Raw genomic sequence first — 21,077 nt, 5'->3', positions numbered from 1 at the left:
TTTTTAACGTAGCTTTAAGCCTGTTTCAAAGTCTATGGCTCCAGATGCAAATAATGCTGCATATTCACCAATACTGTGTCCAGCTAAGTAATTCGGTTCACCTTCTCCATCTTTAAGCTTTTTCAGATAGGACAACACACTTACAACATATAATGCTGGTTGTGTATAAACTGTCTGTGACAACTTGTCTTCTGGATCATAGAGGCAAAGTTCCTTGATGGAATATCCAAGTATTTCACTTGCCTTTCTCGTAAGCTCTTCGAATTCATCAAAAAGCTCACCTCCCATTCCTTTAGCCTGTGACCCTTGTCCTGGAAAAACATATGCCTTCATCTTTTTGCCTCCTCTTTCCTTAATATCATTCATAACTTTAACGACATCGATATCCACATTAAACATGGATGAAATTTTAAACACATTATCATCATTAGGTAAGATATACTTCAGCATCATAGCAAGCTCACCGTCTGGAGATAAATCAATATAAATACAATCATTGCTATCCATGTTGGTAATACATTCCTGAAAGTTTATAGGCTCCCTTAGGACCTTCCAATAATAGTCAGGTGTAACATTTATTAGAGGTTTACCCGTTACACAAGAAAACACGTCACATCTAGGAGTTCTAATGGATAGACCCTCAACCAAATTAAGATAATCCTCACGAATATCGTCAACCTCACTTGAATGAAATGCATATTGAACTGGGAGCTTGAAATGAAGAATCTGATTATCATTCAGTAATTTTTCCAATTGTTCAATCCGTTCTTCATTTGCAGAAACTACGAAATTTTTCCGATGATTAACCGATATTAGTTCAACATCTCGAAAGATATCGTTTCGATTATAAAATAAAGAGGAATCGTCAAAAACCGTTATCATCCCACCAGCTGGTGCTTTCTCCATAATTAGATTAGATTGCTGTATGATTAATCTTACCGCTTCTTTCATATCAATCATGTTTGAAACTACTGCACTACTTATTTCACCTAGACTACTTCCGATAATGCCATCCGGAATTATCCCGTTATTCATCATCATTTTTGCGGCAGCGTATTCATACATAAAGATAGCTAGACTCGTATGCAATAAAGGCAAGAATGCTTCACTTCGATCTTTGCCTTTATCGAATAATACATCCCGTACCGATAAATCTATTTGATGTACTATTTCTTCATCTACTTCATCTACCAATCTTCTAAAATCAATGTTTTTTTCATATAAGCCTTTTCCCATGCCATAATACTGACAACCTTGTCCAGCAAACATAAATATCTTTTTCATTTCAATTCCTCTACTTCCAATTAGATTAACAATCATAGAATAAGCATAGTAATTCATGGAGACACTGACCATATCATAAGACAAATGACTAGAATATTAGTTTACTTGGCTTATTCATTTGCGAGTTCACTCTCTAGCAAAGCTAATAATTCATTTTCGTTCATATTGTTAAGCTCGTTCATTATAGCTTCATCGGAACTGGTTTCGGTCATTTCTTCTATTAACAAATGTTCATTTTGCTCTTCTTCTATACTATCTATTTCCAAGGAAACAGCAGTCTCCTCTTCCATTAAGGACGCAAGGTGGTCCAAATCTAACTGTGATAAAATATGTTCAGATAGTTCGATAATATTAGGGTAGTTGAAGAAAACTTGATCATCTAGCTCTAAATCAAACTTATTTTGTAGCATATTATATCCCTCGGCAATGACTACTGATTCCAAACCAAGTTCAAAGAATCCTTGTTCCGGATCTGGTAATCTCCCTTCCGTGAACCCTAATAATGAGGCAAATATATCTTGAATATAGCTAATCATCATAGGAATCTGTTCATCCTCAAAGGAATCAGCAAGTTGATATAAAAACTCCATATCAGCGGTACCATTGGTTTTATTTTTTTCAATAGAATCTATTGGTTTATTTTTATTTGTAATTTCTAAACTAGGTTTTGTTTTACAATCTTTACTTGTATTAGGCACGGCATTCACGACAACCACACTAGGTTGACTATTATCTATTATCTGATTACTAGCTGGAACGTTTGTGTCCTCTTCACTTCTTAGTGTGGAACTAGATTCCGTTGACTCCTCGTTTTTGGTAGAATCATACATCCAGTATCTTTCCTTTTCGTAAGGGTACACTGGAAGTGAAACACGGTATGGCTGATAACCCAAATATTGTTCCTGAAAGCTAACATCATATCCTTGTACCCAATAATATCCCTGTTCATAACTATCACTAGATTCAGCTATTGCATTCCTTCCAAGTCTTGCTTTCTCTCTAGCGGATAAAGCTTTTCCTTTTATTATTCCTTTGATACTGTCAGATAGCTCCCCATTTTTATTTACATACAATTCCATCAAGTTCCTCAATTCCTGATAATCAGATGCGACAAATGCCACTCTATATGGATGTGCGACACGGCCAATATGTAGAGTAAATGACATATCTCTAATATCAGGAAGTCCTGAAGGGTTTTCCCCTTCATCTATCCTTGATTGTATATAGTGATAGAACTTGGTTACATATTGTAACAACATATTTTCATTTTTTGCTGACAAAGGAATCATGATTGGTTTTTGATTTTTCGTTTTAGGAGACCTCTTATCATCCTCATACTCTTCAAGAATCATGTGGACGTTTACTCCACCAACACCAAACGAGCTAATACCGGTTCTCCTTGGATAGATTTCCTGACCAATTTGAGGCTTTTTCCATTCTTCTACCTTAGTTTGAACACGAAATGGGGTTTCGGAAAAATCAATGTTCGGGTTGATCCGTTCACTATTTAATCTGTTTGGAACTAATACTTTATGTTTCATTTGCATAAGCACTTTAGCAACCTGTGATATACCAGCTGCAGCTTCTAAATGACCTATATTCGACTTGACTGATCCAATGGAACAAAATTGCTTTTCTGAGGTGTATATGCGGTATGCCTCTGTAAGGGCAGTTACTTCAACCGGGTCCCCAAGAGAGGTTCCTGTTCCATGCGCTTCGACATAGCTAATGGTTCTTGGATCAACATTTGCCTTTTTCAAAGCCTTCTTAATAACTTCTTTCTGGGCAACTGGATTTGGTACGGAAAAACCATTTGTTTTCCCATCATGATTTACAGCGGACCCTTTAATTACGCCATAAATATGGTCCTGGTCCCTTTTAGCCTTCCAGAGAGGTTTCAGTAGGATTGCACCGACACCTTCACCAGGTACATAGCCGTCACCACCCTCACCAAAGCTTCGACAATGACCGTCTGATGCTAAAAACTTTGCCGAATCTAGCGTTATATACTTGCTAGGATGCAAGGTAAGATTTACACCACCCGCTATCGCCAACTCACATTCTTCTCTTAAAATACTCTCGCATGCTAGATGAATAGCATATAGTGAAGACGAACATGCCGTATCAACGGATAAACTTGGCCCTTTTAAATTAAGAAGATAGGAAACTCTATTCGCAACCGAGTAAATTTGTGAATTTATTGGAACCGATTTACCTCTTTCCATTTCTGCTGCTCCATACAACCCGTATGAATTAAAGGTTACTCCAGCATAAACTGCTACATTACCACGGTAATCCTCATCATTTGGATCTCCTAACGATTCCGGTGTATAGCCAGAATCCTCCAAACAACTCCAGACAGCTTGTAGGAATAGTCGCTCCTGTGGATCCATAAACGCTGCATTTCTTGGTGAAATACCAAAGAACTGCGGATCAAACTTATCTGCATCATTAACAAATCCACCCCATTTACAGGTAACATCAGGGTATTGTTGGTAATCCCACCTATCCTTTGGAATCTCGGAAATACAATCTCTATCTTGTATCAAATTATTAATAAACTCATCCAAGTCCTCCGCTTTAGGAAATTTACCACTTAGGCCAATGATGGCAATATCCTGTTCCCTTTCGAAACGTTTTTCACTGTTATCTTTTTGATCGGTATAATGGGGACTAGCCTCTTTGTTTTGATGTACAGGATCAACCGCTGTATGAGCCTCCCTTGGAAGTAATACCGTAGTTAATTTTTCTTTTTGCTTATCAACAAAATAGTTGCTGAGCGTTTTTAAATTTTTATAAGTAAACAATAATGTCGATGGTAATGTACCAAAGTCCTTTTCTAAACGTCTATTTACTTGGTTGATATGAATGGAGTCAATACCATAGGATTCGAAGTTCTCAGTTGGAACAATGAAGTCAATTGGTAATTCAAGTACTTCAGAAAAAATTTGCTTTAAATAAGCTAGCATTTCATCTTCAATCAAATGTTCATCTAACACATCAACTTCTATTTTTGAGGTATTTGTTTGTTTTTGTTGAATTGTCGGTGTATTATCTAGAGGTTTATGAACTTCCATACGTGTACTACTCTCTTGGGGTTCATAGATTAGCCTATTATCACTACCGATTGGCATTACCCAGTAACTTTCCTTCTCAAAAGGATAAGTAGGAAGAGAAATTCTTTGCGGATATTGACTTTTATACATTTTTTTCCAACCAATAGGTGCTCCCATAATCCAAAACTCTGCAAGCTTTGATAGGTCTTTTTGAATGAGATACCTTTCCACCTGTTCCTTGATTATTTCACCATTTAATAAAGCATTAAATTTTTCCAAGTAATCCTTGATGTTTCCATGTTTAACATTAGGATTATCCTTGTTACCCAGTCTAAAATCTAACAAGCCCTGTTTTAGTTCATCTATATTTCTTGCAATAATGGTTAGTCTCTCTTCCATACCATCTCTACCAACCTGTAGTGTATATGCTATATTCTGAAGAAGTGTATGGCTTGTATCCTTTTCTAGCATTGAATCCTTTTCATAGAATTCATATGCGTCGTCTGCTCTGTCTTCGTTACATAAGTATTTTGTTAAACTATTTACGGTACTGCAATGGACTACCACTTCAGTATTTATTTCTACTCCTAGTTTGTCTTGAAGACGTTCATAGAGGTTATGGAGATGATACGTGTCCAGTCCGTAATCATTAAATGACAAATCATTAGCAATATCTGCTTGTTTTATCGATAGTAAATCCGCCACTTCTTCTTTTATTAGTAGATTAATAGATGCTTCATCCAATACCTTCTGGGCAGTATTTGAAGAAATAATCGTTTTATTGGATGAGTAGTTTTCTAAAAATAAGCTTAGCTTCTCAGCATATCTTTCTAGCCCGTTCTTATTCTTAGCAGAAAGAATAAAAAGCTTAGGACTATCATCATCTATCGTTTGTGGCACTTCTTCCTGAATATATTCTTCTACAATTACATGTGCATTAGCACCACCTGCACCAAAGGCACTGATTCCGGCTCTTCTAGGAAAAAGCTTCTTACCATACTTCGTAGTAACTATGGGTTGTTTCCACTCCTCTAGCGATTGCTGTACATAGAAAGGAGTGCTAGTAAAATCAATAAAAGGATTTAAATGGTTAGAATGTATGGATGGTACAAGTGTTTTATGTTTCATCTGCATCAAGACTTTCGTCAATGCCGCTATGCCTGCTGCAGATTCTAAATGTCCGATATTCGATTTAACGGAGCCAATAGAACAGTATTGTTGATCTTCTGTATATTGATTAAAGGCTTTTGTCAGTCCAGTTATTTCTATTGGGTCGCCTAACGCTGTCCCTGTTCCATGTGCTTCAATATAACTAATGGTTCTTGGATCAATGTCTGCTTTTTGGAGTACATCTTTAATCAATTCTCCTTGAGCATTGGGGTTTGGCACTGTATATCCACTAGTTCTTCCACCTGAATTAATCGCACTACCTTTGATAACCCCATAAATCTGGTCACCGTCTGCCACTGCCTTATTCAGTGGTTTTAATACTACTGCACCTACACCTTCACCTGGTACATAGCCATCACCATCTGCACCGAAACTTCTACATTTCCCATCTGAGGAAACGAAATTCCCCATACTTAACTGTACGTATTTGTTTGGATGCAGTGCTAGATTTACACCTCCAGCGATGACCATCTCCGATTCACCATTTCGGATACTATCACAGCCCTGATGGAGGGCAACCAAAGAAGAGGAACACATCGTATCCAGAGCTATACTTGGACCATGGAAATCAAAGAAATACGATACCCTATTCGCTATCGATGCAAAGGAAGACCGTCCTGAGACCTTATCTCCATATTGATTTGTTTCAAGTAACTGGTACAGACCATACATCGCACCAACATATACCCCAACCTTTTTACCCTTTAGCGAATTACTAGAATATCCAGCATCTTCAATGGCATTCCAAGTAGTTTCTAAAAACAACCGTTCTTGAGGATCGATAAACCTGGCTTCACTAGGCAGGATACTAAAAAAATGGGCATCAAACTTATCGACATCATCCACAAAACTTCCCCATTTGCTGTAGGTTTTACCAATCGTACCTTTTTCGGCATTATAATATAAATCATGATTCCATCTTTCATCCGGTATTTCTGTTACACAATCTTTGCCCCTTTTTAAGTTTTCCCAAAACTGATTCAAATCCTCTGCCATAGGGTACCTACCTGCTACCCCTATAATAGCGATTTCATCGTTAGCTTCCGTATTTAGTCGTACAGATAGACTAGACTTTTTTGTTGTAGCTTTAGATTTAGATGCAGTGACGAGTGGCCTTTTTTCTATTTTCATGCTATTTTGTTTCTCAATATGATTATTATTCTTCTTTGCTTCTAGACCAAACATCTTCTCCAATAATTCTCTTTTCGTATGGATTAAATATTGAGCCAATTCTGTGATTGTGTCATATTCAAAAAACAGTGTCTTCGAAAGAGCGCCCATCTTGTCTTCCATCGATTTGGTCATACTCATAATTGTCACTGATTCGATTCCATATTTACCGAAAGATTCATCATTTCTTATTCGCTTCAAATCGATATTGGTTTTCTCAGCTACTAGCTGCTTCAGGTAATTCTCCGTATGAGTTAATAGTTCCTCTTGACTAACCTCTATGTTATTGGTTGGATTCTCCAATTCTATTTCATTATCTTCTATATCCGATGTTACATCTTCATTCACTGTCTTCGCGTTTAGCGCATTACTTATTTTATTTTTTTCCCCGTTCACCACAATAAATTGTGAACCTTTCTGGTTTAAGCCATGTTCAAATGCGAGAACACCATTTTCTCGTGAGAGAGGAATCATTCCCATCCCATCAATCATCATTTCGAGTTTCTCGTTATCAACCCTCATGCCCTCTTCCCATAATGGCCAATTAATCGATAACGTTTTACCAAAACGTTTACCTTCTTTACATAACTCATTTCGCCACTGAGCGAAATAATCTAAATAGCTATTCGCATATGCATAATCACTTTGTCCTACATTACCTAGTACAGAAGCAATGGAAGAGAATAAAATAAAAAAGTACTAATTGTTCCTCTTTTAGTTCCTCATCAAGATACCTTGTCCCAAATACTTTTGATGATAATACGGCATCGATTTCTTCCTTTCTTTTTTTCAGGATAAATGAATCTTTAATGACGCCTGCTGAGTGTACGACACCGTTTATCGTTCCAAATGCTTCTCTTGTTTTATGAATAAGATTCTGGACATCTTTCTTTTTTGAAATATCTGCCTGAACATAAAGGATATCCGCTCCGGCAGTTTCTAACTCTTTTAATTTATCTAGCTTTTCACCTACTAACTTACTGCGACCAGTTATGACCAATCTGACTCTTGCCTTTTGAATTAAGTAATGTGCGAATATCATTCCTAATTCACCTAGGCCACCCGTTATAATGTATGTTCCTTTTTCCTTTATCAAGTCAGAAGGCTTCATCTCATAGTTAGATTCAAATATTTCCACTACATACTCATTCCTTTCGCTTCTCCCAATTTATGTCCGAAATAACCATATGTTTTTTTATAGGTGACATCTGTTAAGATTCACTTCTCTAAGAATGTTGCAACTCATCTGAGAAGTGAATCAAAACAGGTCATCTGTACAAAGATTCAACTGAAATAATTCGGACTATTGCTTAAAGGAATCAAATACTTTTGACTTCTTTAACTAACCTATTCCTACCTTCGTATCGTATCTCGACTTCAGAATCTTCAATTTCAAACTCATGAAGTAACACTTTCGCAATATGACTATCATCTGACTCACCATGGATAGTCCTAACCTTTTGTAATTCAACTGTCTTAAAAGTAAACGAAGGCTTTTCCATTCTAATAGTCTTTGCAAAACCACTAACCGCACTGTATTCTGGTATAACTCTTCCCTCTTCATTCTCAAATGCAAATAGTAATTGAACATTGTAGTTTATTTTTTGCTTCATTAATGCTTGGCTTAGATAGAAAAGTGAATATATGCCATGTTCCAAGTGTTCGGTTAATTCATCATCTGTCCTTGCATATTTACCATCTTTGGTATGAAAAATTATTCTAGTTAATGAAGTTTTCTGGTCGATTAGCATTTGAATTATTTGTTCATAATCCTCTTGAATCAATGGATTGATTTCATAGATATTCTTACCCAATGATTGACAAGTTTCCCCTGGCTTTACAAGAATTACATCCGAATGATTCTCTTCACGATAAAGTGCTTGAATTTCCCTAAATAGCGTTTCATCTTGGTCAAAAATGACAATCGTGCCTTGAGCTTGATCGTTCATCACTTCCTGACCCTCCATGTAAAACGTCTCAGACCAATCAGTCATAAAATATTGATTTTCAAGCACAGGCTCGTTGTTCAAACTATAGAAGGAAGATGGATACTCATCCCCCACCATATTCTGAACAGAATCTATGACTTGAAACGCTTTTAGTGTGAATTCATCAATGATAGCTAATATCCTTCCAGATTTGTCTGTAATTGTTATATCAAACTTCTGTATGGAAGAGGATTGTGATTTCTTTGTATGGTTGGACTGTTTAACATAAGCGATACATTCTTTGGTCATCGGCTCTATGATTTTCATTTCCGATAATGCAAATGGTAGAAAGACAGTCGGATTTGTTTCATTTTGACTTCTCATTAAACCTAACACAGACTGGAATACACCATTTAATAGTGCAGGGTGAAGAACATAATGACTTAACGAATCGACCGAGTCGGCTTCAAGACTCATAAAGGATAAAGCCTCAAATTCGTTAGAATATATTTCCTGAATGACCTGGAAACTTGGACCATTTATTAATCCTCTCTCAGTCATAGCCCTATAACAATCATTTCCATCCTCTATTCGATGACACCTAGATTTAATATCCTCAATATGAATCGTTTTGGAATCCAGTGTCGCGTATAGATCATCTCTATATTCCAATTGCCCCTCCGAACAAATCAACTCATTTTCTGCCTCACCACTACCAGATCCTTCCACTACTGTACTTATTTCATAATTGGTTGTGTCGTTATCAGAGAAGACTTTAACTTCTATGTCTTTCGGTTCATTAGAGACCTCAAACTGATTTATCCAAATGACATTCTTCAGAACATTAACATCTGTTTCCAAACTAAGTTTACCGACGAAACGAGCCATTTCAAGTGTGGCAGCTCCTGGTAACACTTTTCTCTCACCAAGACAATGATCTTTTAAGAAGAATTCATTTCCTGAAAAATTAGATCGGAAGTTTTGCCTATAAAGACTCGAGTTGTTCTCATGAATTAGCGGGTGTATCTCTTTGGCGACAGGAGTCTCCTTTGATGGTGTATCTGGAGTTATGGTTACCCAAAACCTTTCGTTTTCAAATGGATACGTAGGCAAACTAACCCGTTTTGGTCTATTCTGATATAAACTCTTCCAATCAATCGTTATCCCATTCACCCAGTACTCACAAAGCTTTTCATAGTGGCCAAGTCTTATACAAGTCTGCACATCCATCGACAGATTAGCAGTATCATAGTCTTGTAATGATCTAGCTTTTCCATATACCTGACCATAGTAAACTCCTTCAGCATTCTCCTGTACAGTTAGAAATTCATTTAACTTTTGCATGAGCATGTCAACCGAATCACTGACAAATGCCATACGCTCTTCCATTTCCTCTCGCCCAACCTGTAGTGTATACGCAACATCTAGCAAGTTATTTTCCATAATTTTTTGGCTATGAATGGCGTTAATGAGATTGTTAACTTGGACTTTAAGCTGTTCTTTTGTTTTAGAAGATACAACAATCACTACTGGTTTTTTTGATAGAGTACTATCTTCCTTCTTCTCCTCGTTCTCATTAGGTATAAATTCCTCAAGGATGATATGAGCATTTGCACCACCTGCTCCAAAGGAAGAAATACCAGACCTTCTAGGATATTCTTTAACAGACCCATCACGATTTACCTTTGGACGATTCCATTCCATTACTTGTTGTGGAACATAGAATGGACTATTTTCAAAATCAATATTTGGATTTAGTTCGCTTGAGTGCAAGGACGGTACAATCTTTTTATGCTTCATCTGAAGTAGCACCTTTGCAATGGAAGCTATACCTGATGCGCTCTCGCAATGACCAATATTTGATTTTACAGATCCGATAGCACATTTTTGTGTGTTATCGACATTTTCTCCAAATGCTTTTTGCAATGCGATAATTTCTATTGGATCTCCTAAGGCTGTCCCTGTTCCATGTGCCTCAATATAACTTAGCGTATCAGGAGTAATATTCGCCGCATTCAATGCAGTACGAATGACTTCCGATTGAGCGTTGGGATTTGGGACGGTATAACCATTCGTTTTTCCACCATGATTGACAGAGCTCCCTTTAATAACACCATATATATGGTCTCCATCCTTTATTGCTTGTTCTTTTGATTTTAAAAGTAAAGTGCCGACGCCCTCACCAGGAACATAACCATCTCCATCTTTTCCGAAGCTAACACATCTTCCATTAGTCGAAGCAAATTTGGACTGACTAATAAGAAGGTATTTATTCGGGTGACTCATTACATTGACTCCACCAGCAATGGCATATTCACATTCCCCTTGTTTTATTGCCTGACATGCCATATGAATAGCGACCAGAGAAGAAGAACACATCGTATCAATTGCTAAACTAGGTCCATGGAAGTCAAAGAAATATGACACACGATTAGCAATAGATGCCGGATTTCCTGATAAAACAATAGGATTTCCTACCTTTTGCTCTTGAGCAGCATAGAGCTGATAATCCTCATTCATTACACCTACATAAACTCCCACATTTCTACGAACATCCGAACCTGGGTTATATCCAAGTTCGTGTCTTGTATACCCAGCATCTTCAATCGCTTCATACACTGATTTCATAAATAATCTTTCCTGTGGGTCCATGATTACTGCATCTGTAGGTGTAATATTGAAAAACAAAGGATCAAATTTATCCACGTTTTTCATAAAACCGCCCCACTTCGTATAGGCAGTTCCAGGATTATTTACGTCCTCATTAAAGTATTTACTGTGATCCCAGCGTGACAATGGAACCTCGGTAATGCAATCACGACCTTGAAGTAGATTTTTCCAGTATTCCTCTATATCATCTGCCTGAGCAAACGCACCTGACATACCAACTATCGCTATGTCATTATCTGTACTAGTTTCTTCCAATTGTTTTACAATACCTGACTGAATATCCTGTACCATTTGTTTTTTCCTAACGGTCTTCACATCTTTTGCTTTTACTGACACTGGCTTTATTTCTTCTTTGTTGCTATGCGCCTCATCACCACTTACTCCGATATGGTTAATTAGTTTATCCTGATGTCTATCAACAAGATATTTAGTAATAGCATTGATATTCTGATATTCAAATAGCAAAGTTTTTGGTAACGACCCGAATGTTCCTTCTAATATATCTGTTAATTTCATGATTAGAATTGAATCGATACCATACCTATCCAGTGGCTCGTCTTCATCGATATCCTGTATAGGAATCATTAATGCATCAGCAAAAATCTGCTTAATAAACAGAACAGATTTCTCATATAAACCCTCATTAGTTGGTTCTATCACTTCACGATTTGGTAGTATTACTTCCACATCCGCTTTGTTATGATTCTCATGTTCTAGCAATAGAGACCGTATTTTATCTGCAAAACCTTCTACAGGAATAACCTGACTTTCCTGTAGTGACAGTGACCTATAAAATAGCTCTAATCCAGTTTCTGTTCGTAAGCTAGTCATACCTGTACGAACAATTATCGATTTTTGAAGTGATTCGTCTATAGTCATGCCACCATCTTGCCAAAGTGGCCAATTTAACGATAATGTTTGTCCATTCCGTTGGTTCTGTTTAACCAGTTCATTTCGGTGTGTTGCGTAAGCATCCATAAAGGCATTTGCCGTTGCATAATCAGCCTGACCAACATTCCCTGTAACACCTGATAATGATGAACAAATAACTAAAAAGTCTAGGTCAAGGTCTTTACTAGCCATATCAAGATTCACTATCCCTTGGATCTTAGGTGTAAGTACATCTAAAAATTCTTGACGAGTCTTCTTATAGATAAGGTTATCGTTGACCAGTCCTGCACTGTGAATAATTCCAGTTATCTTACCAAAGTTCGTCTCGATTTTTTCAATTACGTTCTCTACAGAATCTTTCACACTAACATCGACACTTTCATACAACACGGTTGCATCATTCTTTATCAATTCATGAAGCTTAGCCTGTTTTTCTGTAGTTAGTGGGGATCTGCCTGTTAGAACTATAACTGCATTCTTGACTTTATTGACTATTTCTTTAGCAAAAATTAAGCCTAAGCCCCCCATACCCCCAGTAATTAGATAGACACCATTATTTTTCCAAACTGGTTTTCCTGGTAGCATCGAATCATGTTCTTTTAGGGTTTGCACCAAGCGTTTTCCATCCCTATATAACACAGAATGATCCTGACTATATGTTGCATTATCAACCAACCATGTAGCAATTTGGTTTGTATCATGTTGATCCTCAATCCCAATTACCTGTCCAAATATAGTTGGATTCTCCAAGTTTGCTGTTTTCAGTAAACTCGCTAACCCCAGCAATGGATAATTATTAGAGGCTAGAGGAATATAGATTTGTATGAGATTGCGGTCTTGAGTATGGCTATGCATCAGCTTCTTTATTTCTTCAAGGATCGTTACAGCGTATTCTTGAAAACGATGTGCGATATTACTAGAGTCAGATTGTATTGTAATGAAGTCATAATCGGTGCATTTCGTGTACAGTTCCTGTTGTATATGATTATCTACTTCACACAGTATAGCAATACGCTTCGTATATGGACGTGTATCTCTGCTTCTATCCAAAGCACTCTCTTTCCATTCCGGAATGATAGTTAGGGATTCAATCTTTTCATTTTCTGCCTCCCCTTTGGATGTATGTCCTTCTAAATTGCTTTCTCTATCACTTTGTTTAAGCGAGCGAAAATAAACTTCCTCCATTCGAACACAAAGCTCACCATCCGTATTGCAAAGATCGATATCTAAAAGCTCTCCTTTTTCTGCTATATCCTGATTACTAGGCCGTATACTAGACCACATAATAGAAGTGATGTCCTTATAAACAGTCATTCGTTTAATCATAAATGGGAGCTTTGGTGCTAACGCTGCTGTGGTTGATTCGTTGCTTAATTGTTCTTCTGCTAATGTCATGCCAATGGCTGCTTGGAAAGCAGAGTCTAGCATACAAGGATGAAGTCGATAATCAACCAGTGAAGCTTCTAATGAATCCGGAAGAACTAGGTGAGCTAACACCTGTTCTTTACCAAGGTTAAGGGACTCGATTCCTCGTTGTTTATCTCCATATTGAATACCGATCGAATCAAACTGATTGTAAATGGTATCCGATTGCAATTTCATCACATTACAGTTATTTAATCTCTCTCGCAAGTCAATTTCAGGGGATTCCGTACCCGCACTGATTACTGCAAAACCTTCACAATAAATTACTTTTTCAGAATTCCCTTCATCAGATTCGGAATAAATTTCGAAGGAAACCTGACTATTTTCTTCTAAATCTAGAGCAATATGAACTTCAACGGCATTATCAACAGTTAATGGTCTAATCCAAGTAATATCCCTAAATTCGAAGGTGGAAGGATCATTTTCATCCATGTTAAAAGCATTTCGAATCGCAGCATAAGCCATTTCAATATAAGCCACTGCTGGCATTGTCTTTCTACCATTTACCAGGTGATCAGTGAAAAATGATTCCTCACCTGTAAACAATGAGCTATATTTTTGTTGACTAAAATCAGACGAATTTGAATGTACTAATGGATGAATATAGTGAACACTATTTGCAATTTGATTGTCAGAAAGAACTCCCTCTACCTCAGGTATCCAATAACGTTCCTTCGCAAAAGGATACGTAGGTAAACTGATACGTTTTCTCCGTTCATCAATAAAATAGAAATTATCCCAATCAATAGTCAGCCCTTTCACCCAAAGTTCTAGTATTTTTGAATACTTCCCGAGTTTGAACCATGTGTTGAGAACATTCTGAAACTCTTGATCAGAATCTAGTACGTGTAGGACATTATTGATACTTTTAGCTTGACCCCTGTAATAGTCTCCAGAACCACTCAAATACTCCGTAAGTTTCTCTTCCAAATCCATACTGGAAGTAACAATAAATGCCAGGCGTTCTTCCATACTCTCACGCCCAACCTGAAGCGTGTATGCTATATTTTTTAATTTTTCATAGGATGGTTGTTCATCATGAAGCCAAGTAATTAATTGCTTAACCACTTCCTTTAGCTGCTCTTCCTTTCTAGCTGATAGAGTGATCATTACTGGATCCTCACTCTGTTCATCCTCAGTCACTATTTCCGGTTCTTCCGGAATATACTCTTCCACAATAAGATGGGCATTTGCACCTCCAGCTCCAAATGCAGAAATTCCTGCTATCCTTGGATATTCCTTCTTTACACCATCTCTCTCCACTATCGGACGCTTCCAATCAGTTAGTTTTTGTGAAACTATAAATGGACTTTGCTCAAAATCGATATTTGGATTGAGCTCAGATGAATGTAAAGATGGAGCAATCTTCTTATGTTTCATTTGTAATAGAACCTTCGTTAAACCTGCAATTCCAGCCGCGCTTTCACAGTGACCAATATTAGACTTTACAGATCCTACCAGACAAAATTGCTTGTCTTTGGTATATTCCTCGAACGCTTTATTCAATCCTGCGATTTCTATTGGATCACCCAACGCAGTACCAGTACCATGTGCCTCTATATAACTGATAGTTCTCGGATCCACCCCTGAACGCTTAAGTACTTTACTAATTACACTTGTTTGCGCTCGTGGATTTGGGACGGTATAACCATTGGTTTTACCACCATGATTAACCGCTGAACCTTTAATAATTCCATAGATATTGTCGCCGTCTTCAATTGCTTTTGCTTTCGGCTTTAAAATAACTGCCCCTACTCCTTCACCTGGGGTATAGCCATCACCATCTTTTCCAAAGCTTTGACACCTTCCTTTACTGGACATAAATTTGTTTTGCCCAAGCATAAGGAATTTATTTGGATGTAGCGATAGATTTACTCCACCTGCAATAGCTGTGTCACATTCGCCATTTCGAATACTTTGACATGCTAAATGGATGGAAACAAGTGATGAAGAACACATGGTATCCACAGCCATGCTAGGTCCATTGAAACCACTTATATAAGAGACTCGATTAGCAATGGAAGCTGGACTTCCACTAAGTGCTAACATATGGCCATAGGCTTGTGCCTGTGCTCCATAAAGCTGGTATTCTTCATACATGACACCTACATAGACACCTACATTAGATTCCAAGCTATTCTTGTCATTTTTCCCAAGGGTGTATCTTGTATAACCTGCATCTTCTATGGCATTATAAGCACACTGCAAAAATAATCTTTCTTGAGGATCTAACATTTGTGCCTCACTTGGTGCAATATTAAAGAATAGAGGGTCAAACTGGTCTATCCCGTCTAGGAAGCCTCCCCACTTGGCATAGGTTTTATCTAATTTTCGCTTGTCATCATCATAGTAGATACTATGATCCCAACGTTCTTTCGGAATCTCTGTTATACAATCTTTGCCATCTTTTAGTATATTCCAAAATTCCTTTAGGGTATTGGCATGCGGATATTTACCCGAAACCCCAATTATTGCAATATCCATATCGTTATTTACTTGCATAATGGTATTACCTGTTGTTCCATTATTACTCTCTTTTCTACTTGGAGCTTTACTCATTTGGCTCCAGTAGGTATGTTTTTTTTCTGTTTCAATCTTCTTAGGCTTATCTTGTACCATTATTACTGGATTTTTCTTTACACCAGTCAATTCTCTTACATGCTCTGGATAGTTTTCACAGAAGTAATCCGTCAGCTCTAACAAGCTTTGATATTCAAAGAATAGCGTTTTTGGTAATGATCCGAAACTCTTCTCAAGCTGATTGGTTAGCTGCATAATCATGATGGAGTTAATTCCATAAGTTTCTAGAGAAACTCTTGGATCAATACGTCCGACATCAAGGTTTAATTCAGAAGAAAGCATTTGTTTTAAAATATTGGTAAACTTTTCTTTCATATTTTCCTGGACAATATTCTCTTTCTCTTGCTCCAGACTCCCTTCTATGTCTTTTCTTTCAGATGTATGACGGTATAAGTAACGGATTATTTTCTCATATTCCCCTTCCAGTGCCAGCGCCTGGGATTGACCGCTATGGATGCTTTCATAAAGCAACTCGATTGCAGTCGACGTTTGCATTGGTACTAATCCAGTACTTTCCTGAATGATTTCTTCCATTTCTCCACTTATTTGCATACCACCGTCACGCCATAATGGCCAATTAATAGAAATAGCATGCCCGGATCGTCTTTCTTTTTTAACTAACTGATTTCTGTATTCTGCAAAAGAGTCCATAAATGCATTTCCAGTAGCGTAATCTGCTTGTCCAATATTGCCCATAATTCCAGCCAAGGATGAAAAAATGATAAATAAATCTAAAGACATCTCTTTCGTGGCCTCATCCAGGTTATAAATGCCTGACACTTTAGGAGCTAAAACAGCACGCAGTTCCTCTTCATCTTTTTTCACGATAAAATTATCGCGGATTATTCCGGAACAATGAATAACCCCATTAATGGCTCCAAATTGGTTGACAACTTCCTGGATTAGATTTTCGACTTGTTGTTTATCTGTTACATCTACTTGTCTGTATATTGCTTGAGCACCTAATGCTTCTAAGTTCTTAATTTGTTTTTCTATGTTCGGATTGAATGGTGAACGACCAAGTAATAATAGGGTTACTTGCTTGGCTTTTTGTGCAATTTCATTAGCTATAATGGCTCCAAGACCACCAGCCCCACCTGTAATAAGGTATAAACCTTGATCCTTCCAGCAATGTGGCATATGGCTGGATGGTTTAACAGAGGTTTGTTCCATTTCACTTACATATCTTTTTTGGTTACGATATCGGACATGCTGTTCGTAAGGGAGCTCCCCGCTTTCCTCTAAACACTTGCAAATGTTTTCCGCATCTAGATCTTGCTGTGATTCAACTAACTGAGTTACAAAATGATGATTTTCAAGTTGCATAGTCTTCAGAAATCCTAATAACCCGGTCAATGTCCGATCTTCAGATTTAGTACTGATAAATAACTGTATGAATACTGGATTATTAATTTTATTGGAAAGAATTTTTCTAGTTTCATGCAACAATTGAACCGCATAATCCGTATACTTCTCTGATAGATTAGTAGCATGAGAACGAAGAGGTATACATTTCGTGTTGTGTAGTCGTGTTTCAATATGATACATGGTTTGCTGATCAGGATCACAGAGAAATACAATTCTATTATGTTCTAATTGGTTCTCTTTGTTATCCAGTACCGAAACTTCTCTCCACCTTTTGGTAAAAAGTAATTTATTCGTCTCTGTAACTTGTGAAATGTTTGTAGCCTTATCCTCGCTTTGAAGCGTTCTAAATGCTAACCCTTTTATACGAACACAAATATTTCCTTCATCATCGCAAAGATCAATGTTAATTTTTTGTATTTTTTCTTCTTTCTGTTGCATATCTTTATAGATATAGGCCCACATCTTAGCGGAACAATCTTTCATAATCTCTATTTCTTCTAATGCAAAAGGCAAATGAATCTGCTTATTCGTCTCAGCACTTGTGAAGATAGCCTCCGTGGTGCTATATTCTGTTAATGAAAAAGCGATAGTTGCTTGTAAGGCTGAATCTAATAGACTTGGATGTAATCTGAATTTGCTACTATTGACACCTTCTATCTCAGGTAAAGATAAGGAAGCAATAAGTTGGTTTTCTCCTTTATACACTTCCTTAATGCCTCGATGAGAAGGACCATAATTGATTCCCACTTTCTCAAAATAGCGATAGAACGATTCTCCGCTTTTTTTAGAAAAATTACATTCAGATTTAATCCAATCTATATCCAGACTAGATTGTTCAGATGATTGATTAAAACGCGCAGTACCCTCACAATGGACTATAGATTCCATACTTTCCTCTTCCGAATCACTAAAGATAGTAAATTTCAATTGATCATATTCATTCGGTAAGATGGATATATGAAGAGTTTTAGCTTTACCACTGACTTCGAATGGTTGAAGCCACACTACATGCTGAATTTGCACAGAACTACTTTCTTTTTCTGAAGCATCCAGTAAGTCTTCCAAAGCCGCTCGAGCCATCTCTATATAGGCAACACCTGGTAAAATCTTTTTACCATTGATCATATGGTCTTCTAAGAAAAACTCATTACCATGAAATACAGTGCTATATCGCAATCCATGAATATTTGATGTATTTTTATTTAATAGTGGATGGATAACTTCCACCACTACTGCTTGATTACTCACACTCTCCTTCATAACTTTTGGCCAAAAACGCTCTTTACTAAACGGATAGGTTGGTAATGTTATGCGGTGTGGTTTTTCTTCCTGATATAGTAGATTCCAATCGATACTAGCTCCTGCAACCCATAGCTTTGCGATATTTTCTAATTTTCCATTTTCTAAAAGGTCTGTTATAGCTTTACCGCGAGTATTTTCTTCTATGATTGTTTGGAGATTCTGCTTATTATCTAGTACATTACCCTCATATAATTGGTTAATATTCGCTTTACCATCCAAATATAGTTCGAGTTTTTGTAATAACTCTTCACTACTCTCCGCAATAATTGCTACTCTCTCTTCCATTGCTTCTCTACCTACTTGCAATGTGTAAGCAATAGAGGTAACATTAACATCCTTTTTCCTTCTATATTATGTGAGTCAATGTCATTATCTACAAGGTTCATTATTAAGGTTGCTAGTGAGTAAATTGATAACTCCTTATTCACTTCTATTTCAGGTAATTCGATATCCAATGCTAGATTAATAGCATTCTTTAATTTCGTTGATTGAACAATGTCCAATCCATACTCCTGCATACTGACTTCAGAGTCAATATTCTCCTGATGGATACCAAGTAATCCTGAAAGAGACTCCTTAATAGTTTGTTGTACCGTATCAAAGGATAAGTTTTTACTAATGATTTTATTAGCTTGTTTCTTATTCATGCCGCAATTTTGACGTAAGTAATCGGTTAACAACCGGATATACTCTCGTACTCTCTCTTTATTTTTAGCTGAGACAACAAAGAGGTTAGGTTTCTTCCTATCTACTAAAGTCTCTATCAAGTCTGATTGATATTCCTCCACAATTATATGAGCATTAGATCCGCCTGCCCCAAATGAACTAATCCCTGCTCTTCTAGGTACCTTTCTCTTTATACTACCTTCTGTAATGACAGGTTCTTCCCAGTCTTGAAGATGCCTTTGTACATAGAAAGGTGTATTTTTAAAGTTTATATTCGGGTTAAGTGGACTCGAATGAATAGACGGAACCAACTTTTTCTTTTGCATTTGGAGAAGCACCTTTGTCAATGCAGCAATTCCAGCAGCTGATTCTAAGTGACCTATATTAGATTTCACAGACCCAATTGAACAATATTGCGTCTCCATCTCCTCTTGTCCTTGTTCCCTTTTAAATGCTTTTGTTAGTCCTGTAATCTCAATCGGATCCCCTAGTGAGGTTCCAGTCCCATGGGTTTCTATATAGCTAATTGTTCTTGGATCAATACCCGATTTTTGAAATACATTCGCAACTAGATCTCCTTGGGCATTTGGATTCGGTACGGTAAATCCACTAGTTTTCCCACCGGAATTAATAGCACTGCCCTTTAACACTCCATAAATGTGATCCTTATCGGCTATAGCTTTCTTTAATGGCTTCAGTAGAACTGCTCCAATTCCTTCACCGGGAACATAACCATCTCCACCTTCGCCAAAGCTTCTACAGCGACCATCACTCGAAGCGAATTTCCCCATACTTAGTAACAAATGTTTATTAGGATGTATAATAAGGTTTACTCCACCAGCAATAGCTAAGTCACTTTCACCGTTTCTAATACTTTCTGCGCCTAGATGTAGCGCAGTTAGAGAGGAGGAGCACATTGTATCAATTGCCATACTTGGTCCATTAAAATTACAAAAATATGAAACTTGATTCGCAATCGAAGCAAAAGATGACCCTACCGGAACGGTTTTCCCTTTTATTTCGCTTTCGAAAAGTTCATACATCCCATTCATCACACCTACAAAAACGCCAACTTTATCCTTTTCAAGGGATGCTCTAGTGTAGCCAGCATCTTCAAGTGTATGCCATGCAACCTCCATAAATAATCTTGCCTGGGGGTCCATAACCTCCGCCTCAATCGGGGGAATATTAAAGAATAATGCATCGAACATCGCTACGTCCCGAATAAATCCTCCCCATTTACTATAGGACTTGCCAAGATTTTGTTTGTCAGGGTCATAAAACTTACGGTAATCCCATCGTTCCTTTGGAATTTCGGTAATACAATCTTTACCGTTGCTTATAACATCCCAGAATTCTTCTAAATTATCGGCATGTGGATAACGTCCACTCACTCCAATAATAGCGATATCATCTTGTTTGGAATCCGTATCCGTATCTTGTACAGTAGGTATCACCTTAGATTGCTCTTCCTGAATTAATAATGGCTTTTCATCATGTTTCGCTTCATTAATTTCATTTTTATTTTCATTATCGGAGAGTAGTGTTCCGAACATTTCCATTAACA

The 21,077-nt window shown here is 37.3% G+C and carries 3 protein-coding genes and 3 pseudogenes; all 6 read right to left on the bottom strand.

Features of this window, described 5'->3' with window-relative positions:
* Positions 1 to 3 precede the first annotated feature (3 nt).
* A complete protein-coding gene (locus G5W_RS24535; protein ID WP_272941579.1) occupies positions 4 to 1,284 on the bottom strand; it encodes an acyltransferase domain-containing protein in 1,281 nt (426 codons plus the stop codon).
* 110 nt (positions 1,285 to 1,394) lie between these two features.
* Positions 1,395 to 6,908, bottom strand: a pseudogene (locus G5W_RS22930) (beta-ketoacyl synthase N-terminal-like domain-containing protein); the annotation flags it as partial.
* 357 nt (positions 6,909 to 7,265) lie between these two features.
* Positions 7,266 to 7,355, bottom strand: a pseudogene (locus G5W_RS24940) (KR domain-containing protein); the annotation flags it as partial.
* Positions 7,336 to 7,818, bottom strand: coding sequence for an SDR family NAD(P)-dependent oxidoreductase (locus G5W_RS22925; RefSeq protein ID WP_029191158.1), 483 nt, complete (start codon positions 7,816 to 7,818; stop codon positions 7,336 to 7,338). The gene G5W_RS22925 and the pseudogene G5W_RS24940, both read right to left, overlap by 20 nt.
* 181 nt (positions 7,819 to 7,999) lie before the next feature.
* Positions 8,000 to 19,150 (bottom strand): SDR family NAD(P)-dependent oxidoreductase, encoded by an 11,151-nt coding sequence (locus tag G5W_RS0115220; RefSeq protein WP_029191157.1) that lies wholly within the window; start codon positions 19,148 to 19,150, stop codon positions 8,000 to 8,002.
* Positions 19,151 to 19,503: 353 nt separating this feature from the next.
* Positions 19,504 to 20,934, bottom strand: a pseudogene (locus G5W_RS24935) (type I polyketide synthase); the annotation flags it as partial.
* Between the last annotated feature and the right edge of the window lie 143 nt (positions 20,935 to 21,077).

It is taken from the genome of Ornithinibacillus scapharcae TW25 (genome assembly GCF_000190475.1).
In the GTDB taxonomy this organism is placed as follows: domain Bacteria; phylum Bacillota; class Bacilli; order Bacillales; family Amphibacillaceae; genus Ornithinibacillus; species Ornithinibacillus scapharcae.
The sequence above is the reverse complement of the archived record's forward strand: the minus strand, read 5'-3'. Positions and strand labels throughout refer to the sequence as shown.

Excerpts from the sequence above, each read along its gene's own strand:
- G5W_RS24535 (WP_272941579.1), bottom strand. The coding sequence starts at position 1,284 with ATGAAAAAGATATTTATGTTTGCTGGACAAGGTTGTCAGTATTATGGC.